Annotated in this window: 21 protein-coding genes; 10 read left to right on the forward strand and 11 right to left on the reverse strand. The window is 72.0% G+C overall.

Going from position 1 to position 21,672, the window contains the following annotated elements:
* The first annotated feature begins 172 nt into the window (after positions 1–172).
* Together ACLQ3B_RS31800 and ACLQ3B_RS31805 are read left to right on the forward strand one after the other, a co-directional pair.
* Complete coding sequence (locus tag ACLQ3B_RS31800; protein ID WP_425784353.1) at positions 173–2,164, forward strand: beta-galactosidase; 1,992 nt, start codon at positions 173–175, stop codon at positions 2,162–2,164.
* Positions 2,165–2,201: 37 nt separating this feature from the next.
* On the forward strand, positions 2,202–2,978 hold the full coding sequence (locus ACLQ3B_RS31805) for a DeoR/GlpR family DNA-binding transcription regulator (RefSeq protein WP_425784448.1): 777 nt from the start codon (positions 2,202–2,204) through the stop codon (positions 2,976–2,978).
* A gap of 98 nt (positions 2,979–3,076) precedes the next feature.
* On the opposite strand, the gene ACLQ3B_RS31810 is transcribed toward ACLQ3B_RS31805, so the two are convergent.
* Positions 3,077–3,286, reverse strand: coding sequence for a hypothetical protein (locus ACLQ3B_RS31810; protein WP_425784449.1), 210 nt, complete (start codon positions 3,284–3,286; stop codon positions 3,077–3,079).
* Positions 3,287–3,507: 221 nt separating this feature from the next.
* Between ACLQ3B_RS31810 and ACLQ3B_RS31815 the strand changes: the two genes are divergently transcribed.
* The gene (locus ACLQ3B_RS31815) at positions 3,508–4,455 is read left to right on the forward strand and encodes a sporulation protein (protein ID WP_425784354.1); all 948 of its coding nucleotides are present in this window, start codon (positions 3,508–3,510) and stop codon (positions 4,453–4,455) included.
* Between the two features lie 68 nt (positions 4,456–4,523).
* Here ACLQ3B_RS31815 and ACLQ3B_RS31820 read toward each other — a convergent pair whose 3' ends face one another.
* Entirely contained in the window at positions 4,524–4,898 is a 375-nt protein-coding gene (locus tag ACLQ3B_RS31820) for a hypothetical protein (RefSeq protein ID WP_425784355.1), read from the reverse strand.
* Positions 4,899–5,077: 179 nt separating this feature from the next.
* Positions 5,078–7,120, reverse strand: a complete 2,043-nt coding sequence (locus ACLQ3B_RS31825) for a glycerophosphodiester phosphodiesterase family protein (protein ID WP_425784356.1) — start codon at positions 7,118–7,120, stop codon at positions 5,078–5,080.
* Between the two features lie 191 nt (positions 7,121–7,311).
* Between ACLQ3B_RS31825 and ACLQ3B_RS31830 the strand changes: the two genes are divergently transcribed.
* Positions 7,312–7,731 (forward strand): hypothetical protein, encoded by a 420-nt coding sequence (locus ACLQ3B_RS31830; RefSeq protein ID WP_425784357.1) that lies wholly within the window; start codon positions 7,312–7,314, stop codon positions 7,729–7,731.
* Positions 7,732–7,788: 57 nt separating this feature from the next.
* On the opposite strand, the gene ACLQ3B_RS31835 is transcribed toward ACLQ3B_RS31830, so the two are convergent.
* Positions 7,789–10,083 (reverse strand): HelD family protein, encoded by a 2,295-nt coding sequence (locus ACLQ3B_RS31835; RefSeq protein ID WP_425784358.1) that lies wholly within the window; start codon positions 10,081–10,083, stop codon positions 7,789–7,791.
* A gap of 147 nt (positions 10,084–10,230) precedes the next feature.
* Between ACLQ3B_RS31835 and ACLQ3B_RS31840 the strand changes: the two genes are divergently transcribed.
* A complete protein-coding gene (locus ACLQ3B_RS31840; RefSeq protein WP_425784359.1) occupies positions 10,231–10,857 on the forward strand; it encodes an SGNH/GDSL hydrolase family protein in 627 nt (208 codons plus the stop codon).
* A 69-nt stretch (positions 10,858–10,926) separates the two neighbouring features.
* On the opposite strand, the gene ACLQ3B_RS31845 is transcribed toward ACLQ3B_RS31840, so the two are convergent.
* Positions 10,927–12,063, reverse strand: coding sequence for a LolA family protein (locus ACLQ3B_RS31845; RefSeq protein WP_425784360.1), 1,137 nt, complete (start codon positions 12,061–12,063; stop codon positions 10,927–10,929).
* 95 nt (positions 12,064–12,158) lie between these two features.
* On the opposite strand from ACLQ3B_RS31845, the gene ACLQ3B_RS31850 reads away from it, so the two are divergent.
* Both ACLQ3B_RS31850 and ACLQ3B_RS31855 read left to right on the forward strand, forming a co-directional pair.
* The gene (locus ACLQ3B_RS31850; protein ID WP_124816037.1) at positions 12,159–12,815 is read left to right on the forward strand and encodes a response regulator transcription factor; all 657 of its coding nucleotides are present in this window, start codon (positions 12,159–12,161) and stop codon (positions 12,813–12,815) included.
* 74 nt (positions 12,816–12,889) lie between these two features.
* Positions 12,890–14,320 carry an ATP-binding protein gene (locus tag ACLQ3B_RS31855; RefSeq protein ID WP_425784450.1) on the forward strand — a complete coding sequence of 477 codons (1,431 nt, stop codon included), beginning with the start codon at positions 12,890–12,892 and terminating at the stop codon, positions 14,318–14,320.
* Positions 14,321–14,622: 302 nt separating this feature from the next.
* On the opposite strand, the gene ACLQ3B_RS31860 is transcribed toward ACLQ3B_RS31855, so the two are convergent.
* The gene (locus tag ACLQ3B_RS31860; RefSeq protein ID WP_425784361.1) at positions 14,623–16,242 is read right to left on the reverse strand and encodes a tetratricopeptide repeat protein; all 1,620 of its coding nucleotides are present in this window, start codon (positions 16,240–16,242) and stop codon (positions 14,623–14,625) included.
* Positions 16,243–16,299: 57 nt separating this feature from the next.
* Positions 16,300–16,761, reverse strand: a complete 462-nt coding sequence (locus ACLQ3B_RS31865) for a MarR family winged helix-turn-helix transcriptional regulator (RefSeq protein ID WP_425784451.1) — start codon at positions 16,759–16,761, stop codon at positions 16,300–16,302.
* Between the two features lie 49 nt (positions 16,762–16,810).
* On the opposite strand from ACLQ3B_RS31865, the gene ACLQ3B_RS31870 reads away from it, so the two are divergent.
* Both ACLQ3B_RS31870 and ACLQ3B_RS31875 read left to right on the forward strand, forming a co-directional pair.
* The gene (locus ACLQ3B_RS31870; protein WP_425784362.1) at positions 16,811–17,332 is read left to right on the forward strand and encodes a VOC family protein; all 522 of its coding nucleotides are present in this window, start codon (positions 16,811–16,813) and stop codon (positions 17,330–17,332) included.
* A 24-nt stretch (positions 17,333–17,356) separates the two neighbouring features.
* The gene (locus ACLQ3B_RS31875; RefSeq protein WP_425784363.1) at positions 17,357–18,238 is read left to right on the forward strand and encodes a hypothetical protein; all 882 of its coding nucleotides are present in this window, start codon (positions 17,357–17,359) and stop codon (positions 18,236–18,238) included.
* A gap of 70 nt (positions 18,239–18,308) precedes the next feature.
* Here ACLQ3B_RS31875 and ACLQ3B_RS31880 read toward each other — a convergent pair whose 3' ends face one another.
* The 3 genes from ACLQ3B_RS31880 to ACLQ3B_RS31890 form a co-directional block, all read right to left on the reverse strand.
* Positions 18,309–18,488, reverse strand: a complete 180-nt coding sequence (locus ACLQ3B_RS31880) for a DUF4236 domain-containing protein (RefSeq protein WP_030333600.1) — start codon at positions 18,486–18,488, stop codon at positions 18,309–18,311.
* A 125-nt stretch (positions 18,489–18,613) separates the two neighbouring features.
* Entirely contained in the window at positions 18,614–19,069 is a 456-nt protein-coding gene (locus ACLQ3B_RS31885) for an RrF2 family transcriptional regulator (RefSeq protein ID WP_030333674.1), read from the reverse strand.
* Positions 19,070–19,076: 7 nt separating this feature from the next.
* The gene (locus ACLQ3B_RS31890) at positions 19,077–20,069 is read right to left on the reverse strand and encodes a helix-turn-helix transcriptional regulator (RefSeq protein ID WP_425784364.1); all 993 of its coding nucleotides are present in this window, start codon (positions 20,067–20,069) and stop codon (positions 19,077–19,079) included.
* Positions 20,070–20,272: 203 nt separating this feature from the next.
* Between ACLQ3B_RS31890 and ACLQ3B_RS31895 the strand changes: the two genes are divergently transcribed.
* Entirely contained in the window at positions 20,273–21,049 is a 777-nt protein-coding gene (locus ACLQ3B_RS31895) for a glucose 1-dehydrogenase (RefSeq protein ID WP_425784365.1), read from the forward strand.
* A 115-nt stretch (positions 21,050–21,164) separates the two neighbouring features.
* Here the strand turns inward: ACLQ3B_RS31895 and ACLQ3B_RS31900 are convergent, their stop codons facing one another.
* The gene (locus tag ACLQ3B_RS31900) at positions 21,165–21,596 is read right to left on the reverse strand and encodes an SsgA family sporulation/cell division regulator (protein WP_007457244.1); all 432 of its coding nucleotides are present in this window, start codon (positions 21,594–21,596) and stop codon (positions 21,165–21,167) included.
* Positions 21,597–21,672 lie beyond the last annotated feature (76 nt).

Here is a 21,672-nt window from a genome sequence, read left to right on the forward strand (position 1 = left end):
AACACGAACGGCCAGTGGGGCCTCAAGTTACTCTGCGGTCAGGCGCTGTCAAGGGGGCAGTTCGCCTCCGGTAACCCAGCCGTGACACGGCCGTTACCTGGCAAGCATGGGACGGAAACTCGATGTTGGAACCTGTTGACTTCGTGGACCGGCGGGTGCACCCTCAGCTGTCATGCGGCGATGGCAGGGTGACAGCATCTATTTCGGCGGCGACTACAACCCGGAGCAGTGGCCCGAGGAGACCTGGTCCGAGGACGTCGAGCTGATGCGCCGCGCCGGCGTCAACCTGGTCTCCGTCGGCATCTTCTCCTGGGCCCTGCTGGAGCCCACCCCCGGTCGGTTCGAGTTCGGCTGGCTGGACCGGGTGCTGGACCTGCTGCACGACGGCGGCATCCAGGTCGACCTGGCCACCGCCACGGCCAGCCCACCGCCGTGGTTGGCCCGCGCGCACCCGGAGATGCTGCCCCGCCAGGCCGACGGCACGATCCTCTGGCCGGGCGGCCGACAGGCGTACTGCCCCAGCTCGCCCATCTTCCGTGAGCGTTCGCTGGAGCTGGTGCGGGCGGTCGCCGGCCGGTACGCCGAACACCCCGCCGTGGTGATGTGGCACGTCTCCAACGAACTGGGCTGCCACAACGCGCACTGCTACTGCGACGTCAGCGCCGAGGCGTTCCGCCGTTGGCTGCGGGAGCGCTACGGCGACCTGTCCGCGCTCAACGATGCCTGGGGTACCGCGTTCTGGAGTCAGCGCTACGGCGACTGGGCCGAGATCAACCCGCCGCGCACGGTGACGGCCTTCGCCAACCCGACGCAGCAGCTCGACTTCCTGCGCTTCTCCTCCGACGAGTTGCGCGCCCAACTGCGCGCCGAACGCGAGGTGCTCAAGACGCTGGTCCGTCAGCCGATCACGACAAACTTCATGATCGGCATGGGCGTCAAGCAGATGGACTACCAGTCCTGGGCCGACGACGTGGACCTGGTGGCCAACGACCACTACCTGACCGCCGCCGACCCGCAGGCGCACCTTGGTCTCTCGCTCGCCGCCGACCACACCCGGGGCGTCGCCGGCGGCGATCCGTGGCTGCTGATGGAGCACTCCACAAGCGCCGTCCAATGGCAGCCGCGCAACGTGGCCAAGCTGCCTGGGCAACTGCGTCGCAACAGTCTGGCGCACGTCGCCCGCGGCGCCGACGGCGTGCTGTTCTTCCAGTGGCGGGCCTCCCGCGTCGGCGCCGAGAAGTTCCACTCCGCGCTGGTACCGCACGCCGGACCGGACACCAAGGTGTTCCGCGAGGTCTGCCAACTCGGCGCGGACCTCAAGGCCCTCGCGGAGGTACGCGGCAGTCGGGTGGACGCCGACGTGGCGATCCTGTTCGACTGGGAGGCGTGGTGGGGCGTCGAACTGGATTCCCACCCCAGCGTCGACGTCACCTACGCCGACCGGCTCAACGCCCTGTACGGCTCGCTCTGGCGGGCCGGCGTGACCGCCGACATCGTCCACCCGTCGGACGACCTCAGCGGCTACCGGCTGGTCCTGGTGCCGACCCTCTACCTGGTCCGGGACGCCGACGTCGCCGCGCTGCACCGGTACGTCGAGGCAGGCGGCACGGTGGCCGTCACCTACTTCAGCGGCATCGTGGACGCCAACGACCACATCCGGCTGGGCGGCTACCCGGGCGCGTTCCGGGAGTTGCTCGGCGTCCGCACCGAGGAGTTCTTCCCACTGCGCGAGGGCGAGCAGGTCCACCTCGACGACGGCGACACCGCCGACCTGTGGACCGAGTGGGTGCACCCCGACGGCGCCGAGGTGCTGGCGTCGTACACCGACGGGCCCTTGCCGGGCGTGCCGGCGCTGACCCGGCACCGGGTGGGCGACGGCGCCGCCTGGTATGTCGGCACCCGGCTGGACGAGCCGGCCACCGATCGACTGGTGGCCCGCCTGCTCGCCGAGGCCGGCGTCCGCCCGGCGGCGTCGGCGCCGTCCGGCGTGGAGGTGGTCCGCCGCCGCGACGAAGACCGGACCTGGCTGTTCGCGATCAACCACACCGACACCGAGGTACGCCTGCCGGCGCGCGGCGTCGAGCTGTTGACCGGACGGCGCTGCGACGGTGAGCTGGCGCTGCCGGCCGGTGAGGTGGCGGTGGTCCGTGAGGATCGGACCTGACTCCGACGACGGTCACGACGCGAAGGAGGCACCCCCGATGCTCGCCCAGCAGCGGCAGACCGCGATCCTCGATCTGATCCGCCAACGCGGCGGGGTGCGGGTGAGTCACCTGGTCAGCCGGTTCGGCGTGTCCGACATGACGATCCGACGTGACCTGGAGGTGCTGGCCGAGCGGGGCCTGGTCGACAAGGTGCACGGCGGCGCGACCCTCGCCGGTCCCGGCTCGGCCGAGGAACCCGGCTTCGCGGCGAAGTCGATCCGCCAGCAGGCGGAGAAGCGGGCCATCGCCGAGCGGGCGGCAACGATGGTGGAGCCGGGGATGGCCATCGCGCTCTCCGCCGGCACCACCACCGCCGCGCTGGCCACCCTCCTCTCCGACGTACGCGGGTTGACCGTGGTGACCAACTCGATCCCGGTGGCCGACGCGCTCTACCAGAACCCGCGCGCCGACCAGACCGTCGTGTTGACAGGCGGTATCCGCACCCCGTCGGACGCGTTGACCGGGCCGGTGGCCGAGGCGGCGATCAGCGCGCTCAACGTCGACCTGCTGTTCCTCGGTGTGCACGGCCTCAGCCCCCGGACCGGGTTCACCACGCCCAACCTGCTGGAGGCCGGGGTCAACCGCTGCCTCATCGGCGCGGCCCGCCGGCTCGTGGTGCTCGCCGACCACACCAAGTGGGAGACGATCGGCATCGCCACCATCGCCCCGCTGGAAGCCGCAGACGTGCTGATCACCGACGCCGGCTTGCCGACCGAGGCTCGCACCACGATCGGCGACCAGGTCGGCGAGCTGATCATCGTGGACCCCGACTGAGCCCCGCCCGCGTGCGTGCTGACGTCGATCATAGAGTTGTGGTGCCCGGAAGGGGACGTCGTGCGGACTTTGTCCGGCACCACAACTCCATGATCGATCTAGGGATCGGTCACAGACAGGCAGGCGTCGCCGTGGTCGGCCTTCCGCCTGCACCGACGGCGATCGGACATGATCCGGTCGCAGAAAACCCAATGTCGTACGTGCTGCGCGTCCTCGGCCGAGACGGTGGTGCCGCCGAGGTCGACCTGCGGCATGGAGGCCAGGGAACGGGCGAGCGTCCGTGCCAGGTCGGCCGGCGAGCTGGTGATCGCGGATGGGCGGCGCTGATCGACTCGGGTTCACGGAAGTCGGGGTGTCCTGGTCGCCGGGACACCCCGGTTTTCAGGAACCCGAGTTGATCAAGCGGCGCCGGCGCCGACAGCGCCGACTCGGGCGCTTCACAGCCACCTCACAGGGGTGCTGGATAGGGTGCCGTCCGAGTCAACGTCCGACTCCAACCTGGAGCGGTCGGCGTCGCACAGGAGTTCCGATGGTCTTCAAGAAGATGTTGAGCGCGTTCGGTGTGGGCGGTCCCAGCGTGGACACCGTGCTGACCAACCCCAACACCCGGCCCGGCCTGACCCTCGACGGGCAGGTGAACCTCGTCGGCGGCGACGCTGAGGCAGCCATCGAGCAGGTGGTGATCGGCCTGGTCACCCGGGTCGAGGTCGAGGGACACGACACCGAGTACGCGGGCACTATGGAGTTCCACCGCATGGTGGTCAGCGGCCCGCTCCAACTCGCCCCGAAGCAGCAGATCTCCATCCCGTTCCAGCTGCCGGTGCCGTGGGAGACCCCGATCACCGACGTGTACGGCCAGCGCCTGCACGGCATGACGATGGGTCTGCGCACCGAGCTGGCGATCGCCCGAGCGGTCGACAAGAGCGACCTGGACCAGGTGGCGGTGCACCCGCTGCCGGTGCACGAGCGGATCCTGGAGGCGTTCCAGCGGCTCGGGTTCCGCTTCAAGCACGCCGACCTGGAGCGTGGTCACATCCGGGGCGTGCAGCAGACGCTGCCGTTCTACCAGGAGATCGAGTTCTTCGCCTCCCCGCAGTACGCGAACACGATCCGGGAGGTCGAGCTGACCTTCGTGACCAGCCAACGCGGTGTGGAGGTCATCCTGGAGTGCGACAAGCGCGGCGGTTTCCTCAGCGCCGGGCACGACGCGTTCGGTCGCTTCCAGGTGGCGCACACCGACGTCGACCGGGTGGACTGGGCGCAGGTCGTCGACGGCTGGCTGCGCGAGACCACGTCCCGCTACGGCAGCCTGCGCTCCCAGTACGGCGCGAGCCACGGCCACGGTCACAGCCGCGGGCACGGCATGGGCGGCATGGTGGCCGGCGCGGCGCTCGGCGTCGCTGGCGGCATGGTCGCCGGCGAGATGATCGAGGACGCGTTCGAGGGTGACTTCGGCGACTTCGGTGGCGACGAGTAACCGGTCCACAAACGACGACAGTGGCCTCCGGGAGTGTTCCCGGAGGCCACTGTCCTACGCGTGACGCGTCAGTGCTTGTTGCGCTCCCGGCCGGAGCGGCGCGCGGAGCCGGCCTTCGACAGACCACGGCTGACCAGGTAACCACCGGTCAGGATGGTCAGGAACAGCCACGCCCGGTTCGGGTCGTTGATGTTCAGGCCGTTGGTGGCGCTACCCCGCCAGAACGCGGCGATCACCACGAGCGCGACCGCGGCGGCGTAGACCCAGAATTCCGTCGTCAGGAACGCCTGCTTGGTCTCCGTACCCGGCGACGGCATCGGGTCTCGATGTCCGTCCCGCATGGACGGCATCTGCTGGGTCTGCATGTCCCGCATCGACGCGGGGTTCTGCGGGTCGTTCATGGGCCGGTTCATCGGCCGGGTGGAAGCAGCCTGCGTGCTCATCTGGTCCTCCTCAGGATGCGATGAGTCGTACCTGCATTCCCTCGCCCCGCTACCGCGTTTCGGCCACGGCACGGTTCGCTTTCACGGCGGGGACACCCCCCGACTACCCGAGGCCCCTGAGCAGGTAACACCGATCGCCGGCCGGAAAAAATCCGGCCGGCGATCGGGTGGTCGACGGGTCAGCGCAGGCCGTTGCGGATCGCCACGCTCACCAGAAGGCCCGGGTCGTCGGTGATGATGCCGTCGACGCCGAGGTCGATGACCCGCTGCATCACCGTCGCGTCATCGACGGTGTACGGGATCACCTTCAGGTCGTACCGCGTCTGCAGGGTCCGAACGTCCGGTCCGTGGAAGTATGCCGGGTTCTCCCGCAGGTACCAGTCGGTGGAGGCGACCGTGCCCTGCTTCGGGTCGTGCACCTGCCAGTTGGCGGACACCGTGCCGGCGCCCGCGGGCCGGGTCAGCTTGCCGAGGTCCTGGTACTTCCACCAGTCCAGCCCACCGGTCCACGGGCTCTGCACCGACGGGTCGCCATAGACCGCCTCCAGCGAGCACTCGTCGGCGAGGGTCGTGCACTCGGTCGGGCCGTACTGCCAGACCAGGCCGACCGTGCCGATCCGCCGGTCGAGCTGGCGGGCGTACCTGATGGTGCGCCAGTCGAACGACTGGATGGTGGCCCGGCTGGTGAAGCCGGCCCGTTGGATCGCGTCGACGAGCTTGCGGGTGAAGCTGCGGTACGGCTCGGTGTCGTTCACCACCGGGCTGATCTTCGTTTCGATGTTCATTCCGATGTCGGTGCGGCCACTCGCCTTCACCAGGGCGAAGACCTCGTCCAGGGTCGGGATCCGGGCGCCGGGCGCGGGCACCTGGGCGGGCAGCTCGGGCAGCGTCTTCGTGCCGCAGTCGACGGTCTTGAGCTGCGCCAGGGTCAGCTCGTGCACCGGCTTGCCCACGTACGGGAACTTTCGGTCTCCCGGGCGCACCGGGGCGGTGTCGACGCAGTGCGACCCGTTGACGGTGCGATCGTGCAGCACCACGAGCTTGCCGTCGGCGGTCACGTTGGTGTCCAGCTCCAGGGTGGAGATGGCCCGGTTGGACAGCGCGTTCGCGAACGCCGGCAGGGTGTTCTCCGGTCGGGTGGCCCGACCGCCCCGGTGCGCCTGGATGTCGAACGGCGCGGTGTACGCCTTCGGCAGCCGGTAACCGCGCTGCGCCAGCAGGCCGCGCAACCGGTCCGGGTAGTCGGTGATCATGCCGTCCACGCCGTCGTCGATCAGCTTGGCCATGGTCGGCACGTCGTCGACAGTCCACGGGATCACCTTGATCCCGTAGCGGTGCGCCCGGGCGACCATCTCCTTCGTGACGTACGGCTGGTAGCCCGGGTCGGTGACCGTGCCGTTCTGCGGCATCCCGTGCACCGGCGAGAAGGCGGCGGCGCCGAAGCTGCGGATCGCCTTGATCGGGTCGCCGCCGAAGTCGTCGATGTCCAGCCCGCCCAGCCACGGCGACTTACCCGGCTGGCCGGTCTGCAGGAAGTCGTAGTTGGTCAGGGCGACGAGCGGCAGCTTCGGCTCGACCTGACGCATGCGCATCAGCGCGCCCCAGTCGAAGCTCTGGATGGTGACCTGCTTGAGCAGCCCGGCGGCGCGGATCTCGCCCGCGGTGACCCGGACGAACTGCTCGCGGGGGGCGGTCTCGCTCGGCGCGCCCGCCTCGACCTTCGTCTCGACGTTGAGCTTCACGTCCTTCGCCCGGTAGCGGTTGACAAGCGCGAAGACCTCACGCAGCAGCGGCATCCGGGCACCCGGGACGGCGAGCTGGCCGGGCTTGTCCGACAGCGTCCTGGAGCCGCAGTCGAGGGAGCGCACCTGGGCCAGGCTGAGCGTGTTGATGTACTTCCCGACGTACGGGAACTCCGGGTCACCGGGCGTCACCGCTGTGGTGTCGACGCACTTGGTGCCTGTCACCTTCCGGTCGTGGGTGACGACGGCCTGACCGTCCTCGGTGATCTGCACGTCCAGTTCCAGGGTGGTCACCCCGAGTTGGAGGGCGTTGCCGAAGGAGGCGAGAGTGTTCTCCACCCGCAGCCCGAGGCCGCCCCGGTGGGCCTGCACGTCGAATGTCCGGTCCGGTCGCGGCTTCGCCTGTGCGGGCACCGCGAGCCCGGTCGTCACCGTCGCGGCCACCAGGGCCGCGACGGCGGTACGGCGTACTGTGCGCACGCTGTCATCCCCTCCTGCCGGCGGGCATCTCCCACCGGTCGCCGGACAGCATGGACATCTCGGGCTGCGGGCAGGCGGCCAGCGGGCGGCGTGCCGGTGAACCGCCGAGGACGACCTCCCGGGCACGCCGGGTTTGGTCGGCCGGTGGCCGGGCACGCAGTCAGTTCCACAGCTTCTGCGAGGTGATGGACGTGCGTGAGGACGACATGCGGCAGGACGCCGCCCGCGAGGCCGAGGATCGGATCGCCGGCGGCGTGTACGGCAAGGGCGCCCTCGACGAGGTGACCGTGCCCCGCACCGATGTGGAGAGCCAGATCCAGCGCGACGACCCGTTCGATCCCGCGAAGGAACGGATCGACCCACAGGTGCTGCGCGACGGCGGCCCGGTGGGCGGGCAGGGCGCGGTGACCACCACCGGTGGCACCGCCGGGCCGGCGAGCGTACGCCGGGTGGCCCGACAGCCGGAGCGACACCCCGGCAAGGTCGCACCGACCACGACCGGCGATGCCACCACCGGCGGCCTCAGCACCCCGATGGGCGGTGGCACCAGCGACCAGTCCACCTCCGCGACGGGCCCGGCGAAGTCCATCCAGGACAGGTCCAACGACTAGCCCCACCCACCCGCCGCCCCCGCCGAGTCACCAACTCGGTGGGGGCGGCGGGTTTCGTCAGCTCGCGGGGCGCAGGACGCCGAGGCGTTGGGTGGCGCGGGTCAGCGCCACGTACAGGTCGCTGCGCCCGCGTGGCGACTCGGCCACCATCCGGTCCGGGTCGACCACCAGCACCGAGTCGAACTCCAACCCCTTGGCCTGCGCGACGGTCAGCACCACCACCCGGCTCTCCAGCTCCGGATGCTCGCCGACGGCGGCCTCGGGCAGGGCGGCGGTCACCGCCGCGCCCAACTCGCCCACCAGGCCGGCCGGCACGAGCACCCCGAGCCGGCCCTCGATCAGCCCGGCCGCCTCCCGGGTGGCCTCGGCGACCAGTTCCGCCGCCAACCGCCCGTCGGGCACCGTCCGGTCCCACGGGGGTACGCCGCTCTCCCGCACCGAGCGCGGCGGCCGCAGCGCCGGGTCGATCTCGGCCAGCACGTCGGCGGCGACCGCCATGATCTCGGCCGGGGTGCGGTAGCTGACGGTCAGCTCGGTGAGCCGCCACCGCCGCTCGACGTACGGGGCGAGGGCGTCCGCCCAGGAGGGCGTGCCGCTGAGCGCCCCGGTCTGTGCCACATCCCCGACGATCGTCATCGACCGGCTCGGGCAGCGGCGCATCAGCAGTCGCCAGGCCATCGGTGACAGCTCCTGCGCCTCGTCCACGATGACGTGGCCGAACGCCCAGGTGCGGTCGGCGGCGGCTCGCTGCGCGGTGGTCAACCGGTCGGCTTCCTCCTGCCGTTCCAGCAGCCGATCCGCGTCGATCAGGTCGGTCACGCCGAGGATCTCGCCGCCCTCGGCCTCGTCCTCGACGTCGATCGAGCGGGAACCGCGGGCGATCTCGAGCACACCCTCGGCGTACTCCCGTTCCATCACGCGGATGCGGTCCCGCCGGGCGGCGGCGGCCCGTTCGTCCTCGCCGAGCAGCTCGGCGGCCTCGTCCAGCAGGGGAACGTCGGCCGGCGTCCAACCGCCACGGTCGCGTCGCAGCAGCGCCCGCTCGGCCTCGCTGAGCATCGGCGCGGCGGCGGCGATCCGGTCCGGGTCGGCGTACAGGTCGGCGAGCAAACGCTGCGGGGTGAGCACCGGCCACAACCGGTCGAGGGCAGCCCTGATCTCCGACTCCTCGCGCAACTCCCGGCGGATCTCGGCCCGGTCCGCCTCGTCGAGGAGGTTGTCCCCGCCGAGCGGGTCGGCGCCGATGCGTTCGGCCACCTGGTCGGCGAGCGCGTGCACGATCTCCACGTCGAACAGCGTGCGGGCCAGGTTGTGCGGTCGGTCGGCGCGGCGGACCCGGTCCCGGGCGGCGCGCACGATCTCCGGGTCGAGGGTCAGCGTCTCCCGCTCGACCTCGATCTCCAGCGGTTCGTCCGGCACCCACTGCCGGTCCCGTACGGCCAGCGCCAACACCTCGGCCAACACCGCCCGGCCCTTGAGCGCCGCGGTCTCGGCCGGCTCGGCCCGTTGGGCGCTCACCCCGGGAAAGAGATCACCCTGGGTACGCAGCAGCACGCCGGTCTCGGCAAGCGTCGGCAGCACCTGGGAGATGTAGCGCAGGAATGTCGCGTTCGGGCCGACCAGCAGCACGCCGCGGCTGGAGAGTTCACGGCGGTGCGTGTAGAGCAGGTACGCCGCCCGGTGCAGCGCGACAGCGGTCTTGCCGGTGCCGGGGCCGCCCTGGACCACCATGACGCCCGGGAGTTCCGCGCGGATGACCTCGTCCTGTTCGGCCTGGATCGTCTCGACGATGTCGCGCATCCGGCCGGTGCGGCCCGCGTTGAGCGCGGCGAGCAGCGACGCCTCACCGGTCAGCTCCTCGTGGGCGCCGGGGGAGGCGGTGTCGATGTCGAGCACCTCGTCGTTGAGCCCGGTCACCTTGCGCTGCCGGGTGCGCAGGTGCCGGCGACGGCGTACGCCCTGTGGGTTGGCGGCGGTGGCGAGGTAGAACGGGCGGGCGGCGGGGGCCCGCCAGTCCATCAGCAGCGGGTCGTAGTCACCTGTGGTGTCGAAGATGCCGATCCGGCCGATGTAACGACGGGAGTCGTCGTCGCCGTCGAGACGGCCGAAGCAGAGCCCGTTCTCCACGGCGGAGAACTGTTCGACCTGATCGGCGTACATCGCTACCGAGCTGTCGCGCTGCGAGCGGTCCTGGAGGGTGCCGCCGGTGTTGTGCAGCTCGGCGGTGAGCCGGTGGGCGGCCTGCTCACGCAGCTCGTCCAGCCGGTTGTAGAGCATCGAGACGTACTCCTGCTCGCGACCGATCTCGTCGTCGAGCGGCAATTCGCCGGAACCGCCGGAGTGCCTTGACAAGCCGTCTCCCTAAAGATTAGAATCCTTTGCAGGAACGGCTTTTAGCCGTTCTTTTTTGTGCCCTTCGAACTGTTGAAGATAGCGCGTTCCGCCGGTTCTCACCAAGCCGGGCGAGTCGGCGCGCCGGTGATCGCGAGGTGGCGGCGGATGATCCTGCGGACCGGGCAACGAGTGGTCTTCATCGGGGACAGCATCACCGATTGTGGTCGACGCGACGTCGCCGCGCCCTACGGCAGCGGATATGTGAGCCTCGTGCGCGCCCTGGTCGGCGCGCGGCACCCCGAGTTGGAGCTGTCGTGGGTCAACCGGGGTGTGGGCGGCGACACGGTGCGGGACCTCGCCGCCCGCTGGGACGAGGACGCCATCGCCGAGCGCCCCGACTGGCTCGCGGTGCTGATCGGCATCAACGACATCTGGCGACACTACGGTGACCGGCGGGATGAGGCCGTCGGCATCGAGGAGTACGAGCACACTCTGCGTGACCTGCTGCGGCGGGCGGTTTCCGCCACCGGCTGCCGACTGATCCTCGGCGACCCGTTCCTCATCGAGGCCGACCGGAGCGTCCCGCAGCGTGCTGACACCGACCGGTACGCGGCGGTCGTGGCGGGGCTGGCCGCCGAGTTCGACGCGGTGCACGTGGCCAACCAGGCGGCGTTCGACCGGGTGCTGGCGGTGAGTCCGGCGACGCGTTGGGCCGACGACCGGGTCCACCCGTACCTTCCCGGCCACGCGGTCCTCGCCGACGCGTACCTCAGCGCCCTCGGCGTCTCCTGACTCCTGGCCTGACTCGCAGCGAAGCGCCGGGCCGACCGTCAGGTCGACCCGGCGCGAACACCGCGGAGATCAGCCGCGCGCGGCCTGGTAGAGCCGCTCCGGAGTCACGGCTCCGGCGAGCACCCGGCCGTCGTCGGTGAGCAGCACGCTGAACAGTTTGCTGGTGAGCAGCCGGCCGCTGCCCCAGTCACCACTGACCGCCGGCAGCCCGCCGAGCAGCTTCGACATGTCCATGTCCACGTCCGGCGCGGAGCCGGCGGGGGGAACAGCCGGCTTCGTGGCGGGCTTGCGGCCGACGTCGGCGCCGTCGAGGCGGCCGACCAGCACGGTCGTCCAGCCGTCGCCCACCGCGCGTACCTGCGGGTCGCCCGCCGGGCCGGCGTGGCCGGGCTTGCCGCCGGCCGGCCGCTCGGCCTTCTCCTCGGCGACGGTCACGCCCGGCGGCGGGTTGAAGGTGAACTGGTCGGCGTCGGGGCGGCGGTAGTCGACCTGGGTGAAGGCCACCTCGAACGCCGGCCGGTCGCTGCCCTTCGCGAGCACCTCGAAGCGCAGCGGCACGTGCTGCTTGGCGTCGATGGCGATCCGCAACTGGTGCACGAGCGAGGCCCCGTCGCGTGGCTGGAGCACCAACTCGTACGCGTCCTGGCCGGCGACGGTTGCCGACCGGCCGACGCTGACCTCGGTGCTCGGGTCGATCGCGCCCAACGCCAGGTCGGCGGCCTGCTGCGGGGTGGCCGGCAGGTTCGCTGCCGGTTCGGGGGCGGGCTTCCAGGCCCCGGCGTCGCCGCCCAGCGTGCGGTGGGTGGCGGTGTTGCTGCGGCTCTGCCACGTCCACAGGTCCCCGCCGTTGCGGATGATGTCCTGCTCGCCGAGGGTGTCCATCAGCGCGACCCGCTGCTGATCCGGCCCGGAGTACCAGACCCGCAGGGTGTGTGTGCCGGTCAGCAGGGTGGTCAGCTCGTTGCCGGGAAGCAGCCCGACGAGGGATGGCAGACCGAGATCGGCGCGCTGCACCACCGTCCCGGACAACCCCTCCAGCCGGGATGTCTGCAGGTCGACCAGGAGCTGAGCGGCGGTTCGGGGCGGCAGGCTCGGCTCGGCCTCGGCGGCGAACGTGCCGATCGCCGCGCCCCCGCCGATGACGGCGACGGCCGCGGTGGCCGGGACCAGCCAACGAAGGACGGGACGGCTTCTCAGAACGGACATGGTGGCACCTCCTGCGGCCATCCTGCCCTCTCGGTGCTGTGAACGTGCTGAGGACACCGAACCGGGCCGATTGACCCGGGTGGCACCCTTGAGCTGTGCGCGTGCTGGTGGTGGAGGACGAGGCCCGGTTGGCGGCTGCCCTGCAACGCGGTCTCCAGGCGGAGGGGTTCGCGGTGGACGTGGCGGCAACCGGCCCGGCCGGCCTGGACGCGGCCCGGCACGGCGGGTACGACGCGATGATCCTCGACGTGATGCTGCCCGGCCTCTCCGGGTACGAGCTGGTCCGGCGGCTGCGCGCGGAGCAGCACTGGTTGCCGGTGCTGATGCTCTCCGCCAAGGACGGCGAGTACGACCAGGCCGACGGGCTCGACTGCGGCGCCGACGACTACCTCACCAAACCCTTCTCGTATGTCGTGCTGCTGGCCCGGCTGCGGGCGCTGCTGCGCCGGGGCGCGCCGGAGCGCCCGACCGTGCTCGCGGTCGGTGACCTGCGGCTGGACCCGGCCCGCCGACGGGTGACCCGGGCGGACGCCGAGGTGGCGCTGACCGCGCGGGAGTTCGCGCTGCTGGACTACCTGATGCGCCGGCCAGGCCAGGTCATCTCCAAGATCGAGTTGTTGGACCACGTCTGGGACGCGAGCCTGGAGACCGCGCCGAACGCCGTCGAGGTGTACGTCGGCTACCTGCGCCGCAAGCTCGGCCGGGACCGGCTGGAGACGGTCCGGGGCGCCGGTTACCGGTTGGCGACGTGACCGCCGCCGGCCCGGCAGCCACCCGTCGGGCCAGGCCCGGCCGGATGCCGGTCCTCGGGCTGCGCGGGCGGCTGATGGCGATCGGCGTGGTCGGTCTCACCATCGGGCTGGCCCTGGGCGGGGTGGTCCTGCTCGGCGCGCTCGGTTTCGTGCTCCAGCGCACAGTCGACACCGAGGCGTTCCGCACCGCCGACGCGGTCGCCCTGCTCGCCGCCGAGGACGCGCTGCCCGACCCGCTGCCGGTGGCCGGAGGGCAGGTCCGCGTGCAGGTCGTCGACGCCCAGGGGCGGATCCGGGCGGCCTCGATCGACGCCGACCGCCTGGTGCCGATGGTCCGCCCGGAACGACTGAACCGCGACGGTCGGCAGCGGTTGGAGGTGCCCGCCGAGCGGGTCGGGCTCGCCGGCCCGGTTCGGGTGGTGGCCGTACCCGCCGGCACCGCGGCCGACCCGCTCACCGTGCTGGTCGCCCGCTCGATGGCCGACGTGCGGCACAGCACCCATGTGGTCCGGACCATCCTGCTGGTGGCGTTCCCGCTGCTGGTGGCCGTGCTGGCCGGGGTGGCGTGGCGGGTGGTGGGCGCGACCCTGCGGCCGGTCGAGGCGTTACGTCGAGGGGCCGAGGAGATCACCGGTAGGGCCGGCACCGGTCGACTGCCGGTGCCGGCGTCGGCCGACGAGATCCACCGCCTGGCGGTCACCCTCAACGGCATGCTGGACCGGCTGGAGTCCGCCCGCGTCCGGCAGCGGGCCTTCGTCTCCGACGCCGCACACGAGCTGCGCAGCCCGTTGACCAACATCCGGACGGAGTTGGAGGTGGCCCAGCGCCTCGCCGACCGGACCGACTGGACGGCAGTCACCGCCAACCTGCTCGCCGACACCGACAGGCTGAGCCGCCTGGTCGACGATCTCCTGCTGTTGGCCCGCCTGGACGAGACCCCGCCCGGCCGGGGGACCGGCCCGGTGGAGCTGGGCGCGTTGCTGACCGAGGTCGCCGCCCGGTACCCGTCGCCGCCGGTGCGGGTGACGCCACCGGCGGGCCCGCTCTGGACGATCGGCACCGTCGAGGAGCTGCGTCGCGTGCTGGCCAACCTGGTCGACAACGCGGTACGACACGCCTCCGGCAGTGTCGTGCTCGCGGCCGAGGCGACGTCAACGGCGATGACGGTGGCGGGGACGACGGTGGCGGGGACAGCTGTGGCGGGGGCGACGGTCGGGCCTGGCGTCGGGGCGTACCACCTGGTGACGGTGACCGACGACGGCCCGGGGATAGCGGTGGCGGACCGGGAGCGGGTCCTTGACCGGTTCACCCGGCTCGATGACGGGCGAGCCCGCGACGACGGGGGCGCCGGCCTGGGGCTGGCCATCGTCCGGGAGTTGGTCCGACGCGCCGGCGGCAGCATCACCCTGACCGACGCGCCGGAGCAGCGAGGGCTACGAGTGCGCCTGCTGCTGCCAGCGTTGCCGGCCGAGGAAAGCGGTGGTCCAAAGGTTGGCGGTCCGTGACCGCGACGGTGCCCCCACCCACCCGATGGTGGTCCTTTGCTCTGCTTCAACGGGCGCAACAGCTACGCCACGTGATGCCCGTCGAAGCACCTTGAAGCGGCTGCTGCAACGTTTCCGCTGATCGGCAGAGGCGTTGCGCGGAGTGAAGCAGAGCAAAGGCCAGATGAGGCATGGTGCCCGGTACGCCGACTTAACGCGGTGTAACGGTGGTGTCGTCAACGGGTAGACCACGTTGAGTGATGGCAGCGTTAGTTGAACGTGTGGCTTGGCGGGATGCGGCTGGCGGGACACGGACGGGTGGGTCAGCGGCGGCGGGTGCAGACCTGCTTGGAACGGGCCACGGTGTCGGTGGACCAGGCGACGGCCACAGTGAAGCAGAAGTCGTTGGTGCGGTTCAGCGCGTAGATCACGAAGCTGGTGGTGCCGGCCGGCAGCGTCGCGAAGATGTTGTGCGTCTGGCCGGTGCGGCCGCCCGCGATGACCACCGGGCCCTCGCCGCCGGCCGGGTAGGTCCAGTTCAGCGCGATGCTGTCCCGGGTGTCGCGCAGGGTCACCGCGCTGGGTGGGGTCCCGGGCGGTGCCGCGGCGGCGGCCGAGGTGGGCGCCGAGCCGCCCGGGGCGGGCGCGGTGCTGGCCGGCGCGTCGGCGGTGGGGGAGGCGCTGGCCGGCGGAGGGGACGGTTTCTCGTCGCCGTCGACCCCGGCCACCCCGGCGATCACCGCCGCCGCGCCGAGGAGCACCACGACCACGCCGGCCACCAGCACCGGCACCAGCCGGTTGCGCTGCTCCGGCGGCGCGCGGTGCACGGGCACCGGCAGCAGCCGCGACGGCGTGTACGGCTCGACCGCCGCGCGCGGGTCCGGCCGCGCGTACGGCTCGGACGGCGCGTACGGGTCCGGCGACGCGTACGGGTCGGTGGGGGCGGTCGGCCGGTGCAGCCGGTACACCCCGGGCCGCTCCTCCGTGCCGCCGGCCAGCCCGACCACCGACGGCGGCACCGGAGGGTCGGCGGGGTGGGGCGGGGGCTCGTCCACCGGTTCGGTCGGCCATCTGTCGCCCGCCGATCCGACCGCTTCGTCGGAGGGCAGCCGGGGGTTCGGGACCGCCCCGGCGTGGTGGGTCGCGGCGGCTGGCGGGTGGTAGCCGGACTCGACCGGCCCGTCGCCGCGCGGTGGGACACGGGCGGCCGGCACGACAGGTGTGTCCCGGGCCGTGGGCGGGTTGTCGGCGCAGGCGTGGTCGGGATTCGCCGCCGCCCGGGCCAGGGCCGCCACCTGGGAGGCCAGCGGGTCGTCGGCGGGCAGGTGCTGTCGGCACAACTCGCGGGCGAGCGCCAGGTTGTCGTGTGCCTCGGCGAACTGCCCGCAGTCGCGCTGCATCGCCCCGAGCCGCGCCAGCATCTTGATGCCGCTGGGGTGCCCGTCGCCGTACACCTCGCGGTGCAGCTCCCAGGCGTCCTGGAGGCGGTCGCGGGCCACCGTGCACTGGCCGCGCGCGTACTCGACCGTGGCCAGGTCGGCGTGCGCGGCGAGCACCCGCAGCGACTCCGGGCCGTCCTGAGCGGTCAGCTCGATGATGACTTCCTGGTAGAGCCGTGCCGCTCGGGAGTGGCTGCCGACCCGGTGCAGCACCGCGGCCAGGGTCGCCGCGGCGGCCACCGTGCGCGGGTCGGCGCGACCGTGCAGGCGGGTGGTGGCCGCGTACGCGAAGGCGGCCCACCCGCGGGCCGAGTGCGGCTCACCGAGGGCGACCAGCACCCGCGCCTGGAGGCTGGCCGCCTCGGCCAGCTCGGGGGTGGCGTTGGCCGGGCGGGGGTCGGCGTCGGTGAGCGCGTCGGACAGCAACTGCTGTGCGCCGGCCAGATCGCCGGAGGACACGAGGTGGTGCGCCTGATCAGTCAGTTCACCGAAGCCGGAAGACACGCCCCATCGTGCTCATCCGACGACGGTAAGTACAAGACCCGCGCCGGTGTCGATTGGTCAGGATCCGGTCAGGTGCTCGGCCAGGGTCTCGCTGATTCGGCGCAGCTGGTCGACCTGGGCGGGGCTCAACGCGTCGAACAGGTGTCGGCGTACCCCCTCGACGTGGCCGGGCGCGGCGGCCGCGAGGGTGGCGAAACCCTCGTCGGTGAGCAGCGCGATCTGCCCGCGCCGGTCGGTGGGGCAGTCCTCGCGGCGCACCCAGCCGGCGGCCTCCAGGCGGGCCACGGCGTGCGAGAGCCGGCTGCGCGACGACCCCGCGGCCTGGGCCAGCTGGCTCATCCGCAGTTGGCGACCGGGGGCCTCGGAGAGCTGGACCAGGATCTCGTAGTACGCGTGCGGCATGCCCGCCTCGCGTTGCAGCTCGCGGTCGAGAGTGTCCATCAGCACCCGAGAGGCGGCGAGATACGCGCGCCACGTGCGTTGCTCGTCGGGGTCCAGCCAGCGGGTCATGACCGCCATCATACTCTCGATGGTTGAATGTTCAACTAAACTGGGCTAGTCTCGGGTCATGGGTATCCACCGGCTCAACCACGCGGTCCTCTACGTCAGTGACCTCGCCCGCAGCGTCGCGTTCTACCGCGACGTGCTGGGCTTCCGCCCGGTGGCGATGACCCCGGACGGTTTCCGGGGCGCCACCTTCCTCCAGGCCCCGGACTCCACCAACGACCACGACCTCGGCCTCTTCGAGATCGGCGCCGGCGCCGGCCGGTCGACCGCCGGTCGGTCCACCGTCGGCCTCTACCACCTCGCCTGGGAGGTGGACACTCTGGACGAGTTGGCCGCCACCGCCGAGCGACTCGCCGCCGCCGGCGCGCTGGGCGGCACCTCCGACCACGGCACGACCAAGAGCCTCTACGGCAAGGACCCGGACGGTCTGGAGTTCGAGATCGTCTGGCTGATCCCCGCCGACCTGCTCGACGACAGCGCACTGGCCGCCCGCAAGCAGATCGGTCGGCTCGACCTGGACGCCGAGCGGCAGCGCTACGGCGGGCAGACCAGGGGCGGAGTGGGGATCTCCGTCCCGGCCTGATCGGTCGTACGGTAGAACGGACCGATGCCGACCGACCGGACCACCGATTTCCTCCGCGAGCTGCTGGTCCGCCAGTTGACGACCTGGCTGCCCGCAGCCCTGCACCGCTCCCGGCGGGCCACCGTCGCCCTCGCCGGCGCCGACGCGGGCAGCGCGGAGGCCGCGCTGCGCCTGGTCGCCACGCACGGCGACCAGGTTCGCGGCCGGCAGGTGACGGTGCTGGTGCTGGCTGCCGCCGCCGACCTGCCGGCCCGACTCGGCCCGATCGAGGCGGAACTGCCCGCCGAGGTCACCGTGCACCTGCTGCCCGGCGACCCGTACCGGCTGCCGGTCGCGGTAAAGGCCGCCGGGGCCGCCGGCGCGCCGCTGTTCTCCTTCGTGGACCTGCCCGGCGCGGTCACGCCGAAACTGCTCGCCGCCGCGACCAACGGCCGGACCGGAGAGCTGCTGCTGCACACCGGTGACAGCGTCCGAGACGTGCTCGTCTCCGCCGGCTTCCCCCTGGTCGCCGAGGTGGCACCGGTGCTGCCCGGCGGCGAGGCTGCCGGTGTGATCGCGTTCGGCAGTCGCTCGGACCGGAGCCTGGAGGCGGTCCGCGACGCGCTCTGGGCGGTCGGCGCGGACCTCGACGTGCGCTACCGCGACCCGCTCGACCCGACCGGCACGGCTGTCGACGTGGTCGGCGATCCCGACCTCGAACCGTTGGCCCACGAGCTGCTGGCCGAGTTGCGTGCCGGCGGGTCGCGGCCGGTCACCGACCTGCGCCGGCACACCCTCACCGCGACCGTCTATCGGGCTGCCGACGCCAACCAGGCGCTCGCCGACCTGCTCGACGCGGGTGACGTGCGGCGGGAGCGCGAGTCCGGACGGCTGGCCGGCGACGAGATCATCACCCTGGCGCGCTGAGCGCCCCAGCCCACAGACGCCGAGCGGGGCGCCGGTGAATCACCGGCGCCCCGCTCGACTCCCGGGATGCTTACGACCGGGACTTGTCCTGCTTCCAGGACAGTGGACCCGGCAGGTCGACCCGGTGCGCACGCGCCTTCGAGTTCCAGGACCAGCGACCGATCTTGATGCTCCACGAGGAGAAGCCGTTCTCGGTGAAGTTCAGGATGATCGGACCGTACTTCTTGCGCTTGCGAAACATGAGGCCCATCGGAGCGCTCCCCTCGTCACCGTTCCCTGCCGTGTCGAGATTGAACATTTCCGAATCGGCAACTTTTGAAACCCTCTCGCTGTCCGCCCTGGACTGTGGGGTGGACGCTGTGGGCCAGCGGTGGATCAGCGAGGCTCCCACGCGTCGGGCAGCGCGGTGAGCTTGCGGACGTGCGCGGGCAGCCGACCGCTGACGATCTCGGCGAGGCTCACCTCGTCGACGACCCGCCGCACGGCGGCACGGACCGCCACCCACAGGCCGGGCAGGTTCTCTGCCGAGCCTTCGTAGCGGGTCTCCTCGGGGCGCAGCCCGCGTACCCCGGCCAGTGGGCCCTCCACGGCGCGCAGCACCGCGCCGACGGTCACCTCGCGGGGCGGGCGGGCCAGCGTGTAGCCGCCCTCGGCGCCGCGCTGGGCGCGGACGATGCCGGCCCGGCGCAGGTCCGCCAGGACCGCCTCCAGGAACTTGCGGGGCATGTCCTGCTCCGCGGCGATGGCCTGGGTGGACAGCAGCGAGGGGTACGCGGTGGCGAGGCTCAACGCCGCCCGTACCGCGTAGTCGCCGCGCGCGGAGATCTGCACCCTGCCATCATGCCCGGCGGGTGCCGCCTGGCCCTGCGGCGGGCGGCCCGGGTTTCGTGGCGTGCCCGCCGTTTGCGGATTCGCCGGGGACGCCGGGTCGCAACCGGCCGCCGTTGGCGCCCGTCGACTCGGCTGGCGGCCGAGGTCGGACCACCCGGCCGGCCGCCGGTTGGTCTCGTGCGGCCCGGAACGCGCCGGGGCTGACCCCGACCTCGCGGGTGAAGAAGCGGCCGAAGTTCGTGGGTTCGGAGAACCCGAGCCGCCGGCCGATCTGGGCGATCGGCTGATCCGTCGCGGCGAGCAGCCGGCCGGCCTGCAACGCGACCCGCTCGTCGATGACCTGCTTGGCGCTGCGACCGGTGACGGCCAGGCAGGCCCGGGTCAGGGTCCGCACCGAGCAGCCGAGCTCGGCCGCGTAGTCCTCCACCCGCCGGGTGTGCGGATAGCCGTGCTCCACCTCGCGGCGGAACCTGTGGAACGTCTCGTCCTCGGGCCGGGCCGGCGACCGATCGGCGTGGGCGACGGCCAGCCGCAGCAGCAGCACGGCCAGCTGATGCCGGAGCAGCGCGCGGGCGGCGGGGCCGTCGGGGTGCCGCCGACAGTCCACCGCCAACTGGCTCACCTCACTGATCACCGCGTCCTCGTCCTCACCGGCCAACTGCCGCCAGGTCGCGGTCGTGGTCAGGTCGACGTCGAAGCCGCGCAGCGCCTCGGGATCCCAGGCGACCACTGTGGCGTCGAACTGGGGGCCGGCGCAGCGCAGCACCTGGCCGGGGCCGACCCGCAGCAGCGTGCCGGGCCGACACGGCAGCAGATGAAAGTCGAGTTCCGCGTCGCCGTGCCCACGCGTGGTGAGAATCAACAGCTCCCGCTCGACGATCACCGGCCGACGCCAACCCGGGTCACCGGCAAGATCGGCCAGCGCGAACGTGGCTATCTCGTCGGTTACGGAAGACGCCGTTCCGATCGATGGCGCGGGGGAGGGATCGGTGGAGACCATCGCCTGCGACGGTAGCCCGAACCGCAGGTCACCGCATCCCGATCGACGCTCCTGGCGGAATCCGCGGTGCGTCACGGGCTTGTCGCGATCCCGGCGGCCGGGCTACGTTACCCGACGGTAGCGCCGTCGGTCCGCGGTCCACCCCGGCATCCGCCGGCCACTTGACCGACCGGCGGCCCCCGCCGACTCGCGATGGGATGGGCATGACGCAGCTGTTCTCGGTCGAAGGTAAGACGGTCCTGGTCACCGGCGGATCGCGGGGGATCGGGCTGATGATCGCCCAGGGCTTCGTCCGGGCCGGCGCACACGTGATCATCTCGTCCCGCAAGGCGGATGTCTGCGAGGCGGTCGCCACCACCCTGTCCGCCGAGGGCCGCTGCGAGGCCATCCCCGCCGACCTCAGCGACGACGCCGGCGCCGAGGCGCTGGCCGCCGCCGTGCGCGAGCGCTTCGACCGCCTCGACGTGCTGGTCAACAACGCCGGAGCGACCTGGGGCGCGCCCCTGGAGGACTACCCCGAGGCCGCGTTCGACAAGCTCTGGGCGGTCAACGTCAAGGCCGTCTTCCGGCTCACCACCGCGCTGCTGCCGGCGCTGCGCGCCGCCGCCAGCGCCGACGACCCGGCCCGCGTGATCAACATCGGGTCGATCGACGGCATCCGGGTGCCGCTCATGGAGGTGTACGCGTACTCGGCCACCAAGGCCGCCGTGCACATGCTCACCCGCGGCCTCGCCCACCAACTCGCCGGTGAGCAGATCACCGTCAACGCGATCGCGCCCGGCCCGTTCGAGAGCAAGATGATGGCGTTCGCGCTCGACGACCCGACCAGCCGGGCCGCCATCGAGCAGCAGGTCCCGCTGGGCCGCATCGGACGCCCCGAGGACATGGCCGGCACGGCCATCTACCTCTCCTCGCGCGCCGGCGCGTACCTCACCGGCGCGGTCATTCCCGTCGACGGCGGCATCACCACGCACGGCTGAGCACCTGCCGACCCGGGGCAGGCTGTCCGCGTACACCCTGGGGTGTGTGCCGGGGCCGCGCGGACTCGGCAGATCCGCGCGGCCCCGGTGTGGCCGGTGTTGCCCGTTCGGGCGGTCAGCGACCGGCGAGCAGCCGGTTCACCGCCGTGTCGACGTCCAGGTGCTCGGCCTCACGGCCGCGCGGGACGACGACGTAGGTCCGTCGAAGGAAACGCACCAGGACGCTGCGCGGCACCTCGAAGAGGGCGTTGCCGTCCGGTGACGAGAGGGCCAGCGCGACGAAGTCGCCGCGCGGTGTGGCCCAGGGCCAGACCCGCACATCCCCAATGCCGGCCGGCTCGTCCAGGCCGGTGACCAGAAGTTCGCGAGCGAACGACCAACTCACCGCCTCGCCCCCTGCCGATTCGGCATGGAACAGGACATGGACCGCATACGGGTCAGCAGGGTCGTAACGCAGACTGGCACGCACCGGCAAGGCGGTGGCGTCAGGTGCGACGAGCCTTAGCGACGTCTCGACCTCTACGGTCGTCGGTCGGATGACACTCATGGACGTTCTCCCCCCGGCACCGCTGCGGAACGCGCGTGTCCCGCTTTTCCCATACTCAGGTGCTACTCCTGGCTAC

The organism is Micromonospora sp. DT53, assembly GCF_049841535.1.
In the GTDB taxonomy this organism is placed as follows: Bacteria; Actinomycetota; Actinomycetes; order Mycobacteriales; family Micromonosporaceae; genus Micromonospora.